Origin of the sequence: Kordia sp. (assembly GCF_045105435.1) — a bacterium.
Classification (GTDB): Bacteria; Bacteroidota; Bacteroidia; order Flavobacteriales; family Flavobacteriaceae; genus Kordia.
The window spans coordinates 1-10,202 of record NZ_JBGCDL010000161.1; the positions used below are offsets into that span (position 1 = coordinate 1).

Genomic DNA, 10,202 nt, shown 5'->3' on the forward strand with positions numbered 1-10,202 from the left:
AAAGGGATGATAAAAAGGTTGATTTTTTTTTTTTATTCAAATTAGGAAAAAGAGTAAACGCCTACAACGCACTCTTACTAGCAGAAGAAGTTTCAAGGAAAAAATCAAAATAGTGAAAAGTTCATTGCTTCTAGTTTTTAGTGTATTCATACTAAGCTGTTGCGTTAGTAATATACCCGTTGCGAATACTTACGATACTCCTGTGTATCCCATTATTCCTGTACATGAAACTGAAAATTGGCAATATCAAGATATCATCAAAGATACGATTGCAGGTATCAGTCTTGAAAGAGCTCAAGAATTAGTAGCAGACAAAGAGAATACTACTGTTACAGTAGCCATAATTGACACTCCTATAGAAATAAGCCATGAGCATCTAAAAAATAATATTTGGATAAATACTTCCGAAATTCCTAATAACAATATTGACGATGATAAAAATGGATATATAGATGATATTCACGGTTGGAATTTTATGGGGAATGCTAATGGAGTGAATGATATTTATATACAAATGGAATCGACTCGTTTGCTAAAAAAATATGAAACGCAAAGACAGAAAAACATAAAAGAATCGACTTATATTTTAGCAAAAAAGTTATACGATAGTATGTATAAAAAATCTAAAAAAGAATATGACCACTATTCTAAAATATATGAAGTTTACTATGACATAAAAAGAGAAATGTCAAAAAAATCATTGAATGACGATTATTCAATTAAACAGTTAGATAGTATAAAAGACGTGTATGCTGATGATTGGCTTTTTAAAAGCGCGGTAACTAGTTTAATCAATCTTGAAAAATATATTTCAAGGAACGATATTATTTTTTTTAATGAATTATACACAAAACATCTTGAAGTTCTTTTTAATAAAGATTATAATGACCGAGAAATTAAAGGCGATAATCCAAATGATTTGAATGACTCTAATTATGGGAATAATATTATAAATCATAATTTAGATAAGTTGAAACACGGAACCTTTGTTTCTGCTCCAATGGTTCAATCTTCAAAGAGTCAAGTGCAAGGCATTTCATCAAAAATTAAAATAATGCCTGTATGTATTTCGGGTTATGGAAGCGAACATGATAAGGATATTGCTTTGGCAATACGATATGCAGTTGATAATGGTGCTAAAGTGATTAACATAAGCTTAGGTAAATTACTTTCGCTTCGTAAAGAATGGGTTTTTGAGGCTTTTAAATATGCTGAACAACATGACGTTATTATTGTTTCATCAGCAGGTGATCATAGTCTTAACTTAACAGAAGTAAATTATTACTACCCAAATGATAATGAAGACAACGGAACGGAAGTCTCAAATAATTTTCTTTTAGTTGGCGCTTCTACGTATGATCCTAATGAAAAATTAGTTGCTCCGTTTTCAAACTACGGAAATATAGATGTAGATATTTTTGCGCCTGGTATTGAAATATTTACTACTACGGTACACAATACGTACGATTTTGAAGATGGAACAGCAATGGCAACTTCCATAACATCTGGAGTTGCTGCACTCATTTTTTCATATTACCCAAACTTAACAGCTTGGGAAGTAAAACAAATTATTATGAAATCGGGAGTTTCGTATGATATAATGGTCAATAAACCATCTACAAATAGAGACAAAGAACTGGTTCCATTCAGTTCATTATCCAAGTCGGGTAAAGTTGTAAATGCCTACAACGCACTCTTACTAGCAGAAGAAGTTTCAAAAAAGAAGAAAAAACCTAAAAAATAAGTTCTATGTATTTTACTTGGCAACTCATAAACATACTCGCTATTGTAGCACTTGTTATATACGCTATTAAGTTTATATATAATTTTAAAAAGCATAAAGTAAAATCTATTTCTTATTTTGCAGTCACTTTAGGGCTTTTGATCATTTCAAACTTTATTGGAGAACGAAAATCAACAAAAGATTTTGTGTTACATACAGTTTCTGAAACAGTATCAAATGAGACTCCTAAGTTTACAAAAAACATAATTTTTATAGATGCGCTCGCATTTGATATATACGCACAAATGCTATATACAGTGAATGATACCGAAATTATTCCTAGAACAGTAACACCTGTATTTGATGGTTTTTTAGTTGGTTTCGATTGGGAATTACAAAATTTCATTACTGAAAAAAACCAAAACGGAAAAATCGAATATAAAGCCGTGGGCGAATTGGATTGGAAAATTTTAGGAATCCCGTTTTACACACAAACAAAAGAATTTAAAGGAACTTTTACCATTCAAGAATGAAAAAATATATAGTATTAATATTCACAATTATCTTGGCTAGTTGTGTCAGCTTATCAACTAAAAAGGCTGAAATAAAAAAACAACTTATCAAGCCTGAATTAATGCCAAAACTTTCTAAGGGTTTTGTAATTCAAAAACTTCCCAATTGGCAATTTCATGGGTTTCATAATGTACTGCATTATACACCTAAAGAATTAATGGATGTAGGTGATGAATTCATTTATAATAGTATTAGCGCTTCCAATAATGATTCAAAAGGAGAAAGTTTACAGTCTATCGTAGATCGATCTATAAATAAGCGAATGAATACTGTTAAGATCACTAATTTTAAAATGTTCAAAGAACCTACACAATATGGAGAAAGTATTATAGTTACGTATGATTCAAAAATTAGTGGAAAAGAATATAAAACTATAAAGCAATATTATAAATATAAAAGTAGAGTATACCGAGTATTCTTTTCAGCCAGAAAAAAGAATTTTGACAAATATTCAAAAGATGCGATACGCATGATGAAAACATTCACTATTACAGAATAATATCAATTTTAATTTATCGTAAGACTAAAGTACTCGAATTATTAAAAACTCCAATTGTTGTGATTGGAGTTTTCATTTTTATATATTCTTTTAATACTAATCAATTATAATTCAAGATTTTTTACGACTTTACCTGCAACAATTTGCAACGAAAAGCAACAAATATTAATGGAATTTGCAACAGTTTGCAACAAAACGCAACAGAAAGCAACAGAAAGCAACAGAAAGCAACAGAAAGCAACAGAAAGCAACAGAAAGCAACAGAATTTGCAACAGTTTGCAACAGTTTGCAACAAAATAGAATGACTTCGATTATTAATTTTACTTTCATTAAAAGACTATAGTAATTCAGAATAATTTAAAAGCGTTTTTTTCCAATTTTTTAACTAACTTTGTTACAATCAGTAATTCACTACTGAATACTAAAATGAATACGATTTGTACGAAAAAAGCATTTTTTAAAAAATTAAATCACTAATTATCAGTGTTTTACATTTTAAATCCTGAGTTAGTTACTCGCCTTTTTTTTGTGATTTGATTTAAAGTTTTAAATAGTATAAACCCAGTATTTACGCAGTGTTTTTGTATCACTATAGAGCTTTCCCTTCCAATAACCATTTAAAAGTCGTTGATGCGTTTCCATGATGGTTTTATCACGTCTTTGGTCATTATCATAAATACTAAACAAAAGGTTTAAATTTTGGAAGAACATTCCTATAGAAGTTTCCACATCGATTGGTTGTATTACAGAAAGTGTACTAATACCATTTTTTTTAAGTTCTTCAACAATTGTAATAGCACTTGTACCTGCACCAGAAAATCGATCAATACTGAATACATTAATAAACGTAATTCTTTTCTTTTTTACATAGGATGTCCTTTTTTGAAACTGTTTCCTATCATCAGTTTTTACACTCTCATACGTACCTTCAAAATATTCTTTTAAATCTAAATTTAATCGATTAGCATATTGAGCACATTGTATTTTTTGACTTTCTAAGCTTGTATTGTCTTCTTGTTGTGATCCAGAAACTCTAGTGTAGATTACAACTTCATTTTTAGTAATTACCTTTTTTATTCTGCTTTGCGAAGCTTTGAAATTGTTGAAGATTGCTCATGTTCGGTAATAATGTAAGTATCTGTAAACTAAAGCTGTCCACTCTATTGAGAAGCAGAAGAGAAAACTATTTTCAAAAAATACCATAAATACGGTATTGTCTTCTATTGGGCTATAGAATAGTTTTACCAAAAAGAATTAGTAACTATTACCGTTTACAAAAAAACGATACTATACGTAAATAGAGGTTACGTTCTTTTCATTATTTGAGAGAACTATTCATATAAAACTGTATATAAATGACAAAAAAAATAACATTAACTCTAGCAATACTTGCTTTAGGCATTGCTGTATTTTCAATGGTACAAAGTTATTCAACAAGCGAACTAGTTTATGTAGATGTAAACAAACTTTTAGAAGGCTATAAGCGAACAGAAGTTGTTCGAGGTGATTTGAAAAAACAATCAGATCAAATGAAAGCCAATGTAGATAGTTTAATTACGGGCTGGCAAAAAGAACTAAAGACTTATGAGAAACAGCGCTCAGAAATGAGTAAAAAAGAAAAAGAACTGCAACAAGAACTTTTGGCTAACAAGCAGCAGCAGATTAATAGCTATCAGCAAGCTATTGGGAAACAGATTCAAAAGGACGATGCCAAAGCTACTCAAACTGTAATTAATGATATCAATGATTATGTAAAAGAATATGGAAAAAAACACAATCATCAAATCATTTTTGGAGCTGGAGGAAATGGAAATATCATGTATGCAGAAGAGGCAACAGATTTAACAGAAACAGTATTAAAAGGATTGAATGAAGAGTTTGAAGGCAAATAATAACATCATACGAATTTTGGTGCTACTGGTTTTTATAGGTTTGTTGAACTCATGCTCAAAACAAACCTTTAAGAATAAAAAGGAACTACAATCGTATATCCAAGAAAAGGATAATGGCTATCTGCAAGAAAAGACAATTAATGGAGTTCAATTTTCGCTATTGTATAGACCAACAGATTTGCTTGTTGCACAAGAATTAAAGACTGAAAGCAATAAAGAAGATATTGAAAGACTTCGTGAGCACTATCAAAAATACATCTACTTTAATTTGTTTTTTTCAGCAAACGATAAAGAGTTACTGAGTACTGTTCCTAAAAATAGAAATGAATTTGGAGAGATGGTAAATACATTGGCTTTTGGAATGAATGAGAAGGTGCATTTGTTTACAAAGTCAAAAGATACCATAGAAATGGCAGACTATATCTATCCGCGAATGTATGGAATGAGTAATTCAACAGCGATCATGTTAGTATATCCGAGAAATAAGGAGCAATTAGAAGGCAAAAATTTAAACCTAACGGTGGAAGATTTAGGAATAAGTACGGGAGAAGTGAAATTTAAAATTCCTACTCAAATTATAAATAACGAATTAAAACTATCATTTAATTTCTAGATAAATGAAAATAACAATAAAAAAAAGAGCTCTAAATATTTTTACTTTAGCAGTATTATTTACCTCATTTTATTCAAATGCTCAAGGACCTAATGCGCCTGAGGCAGCTAGTTTTGAGCCTATTGACGCTACTGATATGGTCAGCTTATCAACAGGAGATTTAACTTATGTACTACCGTTGTTAAATGTTCCTTCGCCAGAAGGAGGTTATCCATTAGCTTTGGCTTATCATGCTGGTATAGCTATGGATCAAGAGGCTTCATGGACAGGATTAGGTTGGAATTTAAATGCAGGAGCTATCAATCGTTCGGTAAATGGATATCCAGATGACTATAGCAACACCTTGATAAATGAATATCTTTATGATGAAGGCGATGAAGAAACAGTTTACAGTCTCAGAGTTGGATATCAAAAAGCAGGTATTTCTGTTGGATTAGGTCTTGCTTGGGGAAGTAATAGAAGCTTGTCAGGTTCAGTAAATATTGGTTATGCTGGTTCGTCTATCGGAGTAGGAAGTAATGGTATAAATTATACAGCTGGACTTGGTCCGTTATCGTATAATAATAGCCAAGGATTTGGTGTATCAATCCCCATCAGACTTGGTTCTGGGGTAGGTTTAAAAGCTAATTTTTACACTAAAGCCAAACCATCTTTTGAACTCAATTATTCTGGTGAAACTGCGAGCGGTTACAGCTATTCTTTAGGAACTACATTTTCTTCCTCAGGAGTAGGGCTGAATGTGCAAGTTGGAAAAGGAGAACATTCAGGTGGAGTGGGTATAAACTCACAATTTCATAATACAGAAAGTATGGGAGATTATACAAGTAAGACTTCAGGTTGGAATATTGGAACTCCAATTCCTATTGGAGGTTTTAGTTTTTCATTTGGGAAGCAGAAATTCAGATATTTTTTAGCTAAAAATGAGGACAACTACATAAATGGCCCTTTATATTTTTCTGAAGGAACAAAAAATGGCATTACATACGAGGTTATATGTATGATAGAAGATAATTATGGAAACACTTCGAGTTGTGCGCCAAAATTCAAAACCACAAATTTACAGGAAGCTCAAAATTATGTTCAAACACAAGAAGTAAATAATAATAATTGTCAATGTCAAATTTCTGAAATATCTGTGCAACAAGCTTTCATGGATATCTATGAAGTGCCATTAACTACGGATTATAGTTTTTCTGACACTGATATGGTAAGTACAGATAATGCAGTATTTCCTAGTTATGATAAATATAACGTTCAGGCGCAAGGTTTGTCGGGTAGTATATCATCAAGGCTGTACGAAAATGGAGCTCTATTTGGTCTTTCTAATAAAGAAAATGATCAAGATTATAAACTTAAATATGTTTTGGATGGTTCTACAATTATTCCTGATTACGCTCAATTTAATAATATGCCATATTTCTATTTTGAAAATGAAATTAGTACATATTTGAATATTACAGATGTAAGTAAAGCTAATTTTAACACAAATAGTAATAATTCAGATATTCTTTCATATTATACTAACGGAGTTCAATTGAGTGCCAAGCCTAGAAGAAAAAATGGAAATTATATTGAGTTTTACACAAATAAAGAAATTGTTGAAAATTATGATTCTATCAAAACAGAAGGTTTTTTAAGTCCATACACTACTCTAAACAGATCAGATATGCCCAGTAATAGTATTGGAGCTTTCAAAATTACAAGTGTAGATGGTAAAACATATCATTATTCTTTACCTGTTTATAATCATGAAATAATAGTAAGGACATTTGGGGCAATTGGAGCCCGACCAAATGAGAATCAGTCATATTTTGAAAAAAGACAGTTAGAATCTTATGTTACACATTGGCTGCTAACAGCTGTTACTGGAGCTGACTATTTTGATGCTAATGATAATGGAATTGTTGATAAAGCAGATTATGGATATTGGGTTGGGTTTGAATATGGCAAATGGTCAGATGCTTTCGTATGGAAAAACCCATATGGTAAAGATTATTTTGAAGATGAATCTAACACAAATATTAAAACGTGGATTAGAGGTCGTAAAGAGATGTACTATTTAGATAGGGTGAAAACGCGAACTCATTCAGCATTACTTATAAAGAGTGAACGTCAAGACGATAAATCGATAGAATGGAATTATTCTTCCGTTGATCATATTGATAATCGTGATCAAGATAATACAGCTTTTCAGTCTCGATTTGTAATACCGACTCAAAATAGTTTACGATTAGATAAGATTATATTAGTAAATGAAGAAGATGATATAGTTGATAAAACTTATGGTTCCTCTTCAGAGTCTTACGTAGATGTATCATATAATAATTCTTCAAGACCATCTGAACGCGCTTGGTATAATTTGAAAGATAATGTATTAGACACTGGAGATAATTACAGTAGCTTATTGAACTCAGCCGTAAAAGTCATTGATTTGAATTACGATTACACTCTTGCTAAAGGAAGTCCAAATTCAACTTCTTCAAGCATTGGAAGGTTAACTCTTAAGTCAGTTGATTTTAAAGGTAAGTCAAATCAACAATCAATACCTCCTTACATATTCAATTACATAAATGATATTGCCTATAATTTTGATATAGAAGACAAAGATTCATTTGGATATTACGGCAATAATAATAGCATGTGGTCTCTAAATGAAATTGTAACTCCTCAAGGCGGAAAAATACAAATTGAGTATGAGGGACATAATATGAATCCAGTAGTTAAACCAAATATAAAATTCTCAATAGGGAACTCTGAATATGGTATAAGTCTTGATTCAAATACTAATGGTAATACGTTCACTATAAGTTCAGATCATAATTTAGGTATTCAAGTCGGAGATACACTTAATGTTTACTATGACTATACATGTACGTTTCAAGACGAGGTTGGTTGTGGAGGACCTTGTGGTCCAGAAACCAGAGATTGCGATCAAGATATGGTAGCTACTGTTACACAAAACTTAGGAAACAACAGATTTAAAATTCAAGTTACTACAACGAACGATTGCTTCATCTTTGCTCAAAATCATCAAAATGGATGTTCTATAAGTCAAAGTCAGACTTATTCTGCTACATACAATGCAACAGGTACTATAAATAATTATGGAGGAATTAGAACTGCTTCCATAACAACAACTGACGGAATCAATAACTATGTTTCAAGATATAAATACGGAGAAAATGAAAACGGAATAGGTTATATCAGTTATTTACCTTTTGCGCCTGAGCTAGAAAAAGAACTTCCATATAGTTCTGAATTACCATCTCCAAGGGTAATGTATGAATTTGTATCTATGGAATCATTTGGAACTAACAACGAATCAAGCGGAAAAACAATATATAAATTTAATGTTTTAAAAGAGAAAGAAGAAAATGACATAAAGTTTGGAGATTTATATGAAATAGATATTACTTCACAGTCGCACACGAATAGTGTATCAGATAAAGACGTTGTAGTTAGTGATTACACAGTTAAAGATAATCTAGCTTCATTGGGACAATTGTTAGAAGTATCTACATATAACAATAGTGGACATTTAATTAGTAAAATTGAAAACACTTATTATTCTCCTGAGGAAACACCAAATTCTCTTGGAAAGACTAAAGAATCTTATCAAACATACAAAGTAGTTGATTATACAAATAATACACCTACTAAAAAAGATAAATGGTTGGTTAATTCATCTACAAGGATAAAATACCCTAATCTATTAAAGTCTTCAACTGAATATAAATTAGGATATGTGTTTTCTTCCAATTTTAATGATTTAGATCCTATTACAGGTAGAGCCAACGAAATATATTCGGTAAAAAGCGATGGGACAGAAGTTATGTCCAAATCAATTCCTGCTTATTATAAATATCCTAATATGGGTTCTAAAGTAAATGATGTTCAATTTGAAAACATGTTAGTCCAAAATACTGCCAATTACAACTTCATTAAAGATGTGACTACTGGATTGTGGAAAGAAACAGGTGTTGGGATTACTACTTGGAATAACGATTGGTTGTATACAAGTGAATCAGGTACCCATACTACACCAGTAAATGCTAATGAGAAAGTATGGCGTAAGCATAAAACATATACGTGGCAAGGAAATTTAGATAGTGATGGAACACTGCAAGGGTATGTTGATAATTTTGATTGGAGTTTAAATGCAACTACACAACCAGCTGAGTGGAAACAACTTTCAGAAATAACAAAGTACAATCATTATTCCATGTCATTAGAAATAGAAGATATAAATTCGAATAGAGCTGCTACTAAAACAGGAGATAATTCAACAAAAGTACTTGCAACAGGAAATGCAGCCTACGGAGAAATGTTCTATACAGGAGCAGAATATGAAAATCCCGCAACAGCTGCAACATACATAGATCAACAAATAAAAATGGATAATGGCGCGGTTCGTACAAGTTCAAAATTCCATACAGGTAAATATTCTGTGGAAGTCCCTGTAGGTGGACGTCTAGGTGCAATTTACAAAGGAAACGAGTATCGTTCTGGTAAGTATAAAATATCCGTTTGGGTACACAAAGACAATCATCAAAATGCACGAATACAAGGAGTTCCTTTTAATGGAGAAATAATTCCTGCTGGAGATTGGGTACTTATGAATCATTATATCACATTCTCAACAAATACAGGAGATCAATTCCCTTATGTTACCTCTACAAGCGGAAATCTATATGTAGATGATTATAGGATTCATCCTATTAGTTCTTCTATGGCGACGTATGTTTATAATGAGTGGGATAAATTATCATATATACTAGATGGTAATAATTTAGGAACATATTACGAATATGACAGTGCAGGAAGGCTCATCAGGACTTCTAAAGAAGTAATAGATAACGCCTCTGTAACGGGAGGATTTAAGAAAGTTTCTGAAAGTAATT

The 10,202-nt window shown here is 31.4% G+C and carries 7 protein-coding genes; 6 read left to right on the forward strand and 1 reads right to left on the reverse strand.

Translation table 11 applies throughout. The annotated features are described in order from the left end of the window. The first annotated feature begins 202 nt into the window (after positions 1 to 202). From AB8B65_RS08595 to AB8B65_RS08605, 3 genes are read left to right on the forward strand one after another with little or no spacing between them, the layout of a single operon-like run. Positions 203 to 1,744: a S8 family serine peptidase gene (locus tag AB8B65_RS08595; RefSeq protein WP_405300514.1), complete on the forward strand. Its 1,542-nt coding sequence runs from the start codon at positions 203 to 205 to the stop codon at positions 1,742 to 1,744. A 5-nt stretch (positions 1,745 to 1,749) separates the two neighbouring features. Further along, positions 1,750 to 2,256, forward strand: a complete 507-nt coding sequence (locus AB8B65_RS08600) for a hypothetical protein (protein WP_405300515.1) — start codon at positions 1,750 to 1,752, stop codon at positions 2,254 to 2,256. Then, a complete protein-coding gene (locus tag AB8B65_RS08605) occupies positions 2,253 to 2,795 on the forward strand; it encodes a hypothetical protein (protein WP_405300516.1) in 543 nt (180 codons plus the stop codon). Before AB8B65_RS08600 ends, AB8B65_RS08605 begins: the two co-directional genes overlap by 4 nt. A gap of 547 nt (positions 2,796 to 3,342) precedes the next feature. On the opposite strand, the gene AB8B65_RS08610 is transcribed toward AB8B65_RS08605, so the two are convergent. Continuing rightward, complete coding sequence (locus AB8B65_RS08610) at positions 3,343 to 3,906, reverse strand: recombinase family protein (RefSeq protein WP_405300522.1); 564 nt, start codon at positions 3,904 to 3,906, stop codon at positions 3,343 to 3,345. A 245-nt stretch (positions 3,907 to 4,151) separates the two neighbouring features. Here AB8B65_RS08610 and AB8B65_RS08615 point away from each other — a divergent pair, with 245 nt between their 5' ends. The 3 genes from AB8B65_RS08615 to AB8B65_RS08625 form a co-directional block, all read left to right on the forward strand. Beyond that, the gene (locus AB8B65_RS08615) at positions 4,152 to 4,688 is read left to right on the forward strand and encodes an OmpH family outer membrane protein (protein ID WP_405300517.1); all 537 of its coding nucleotides are present in this window, start codon (positions 4,152 to 4,154) and stop codon (positions 4,686 to 4,688) included. After that, positions 4,666 to 5,301: a hypothetical protein gene (locus AB8B65_RS08620; RefSeq protein ID WP_405300518.1), complete on the forward strand. Its 636-nt coding sequence runs from the start codon at positions 4,666 to 4,668 to the stop codon at positions 5,299 to 5,301. Before AB8B65_RS08615 ends, AB8B65_RS08620 begins: the two co-directional genes overlap by 23 nt. A 136-nt stretch (positions 5,302 to 5,437) precedes the next feature. Further along, positions 5,438 to 10,202 (forward strand): hypothetical protein (locus AB8B65_RS08625; RefSeq protein WP_405300520.1); only part of this gene is annotated, 4,765 nt, incomplete at its 3' end.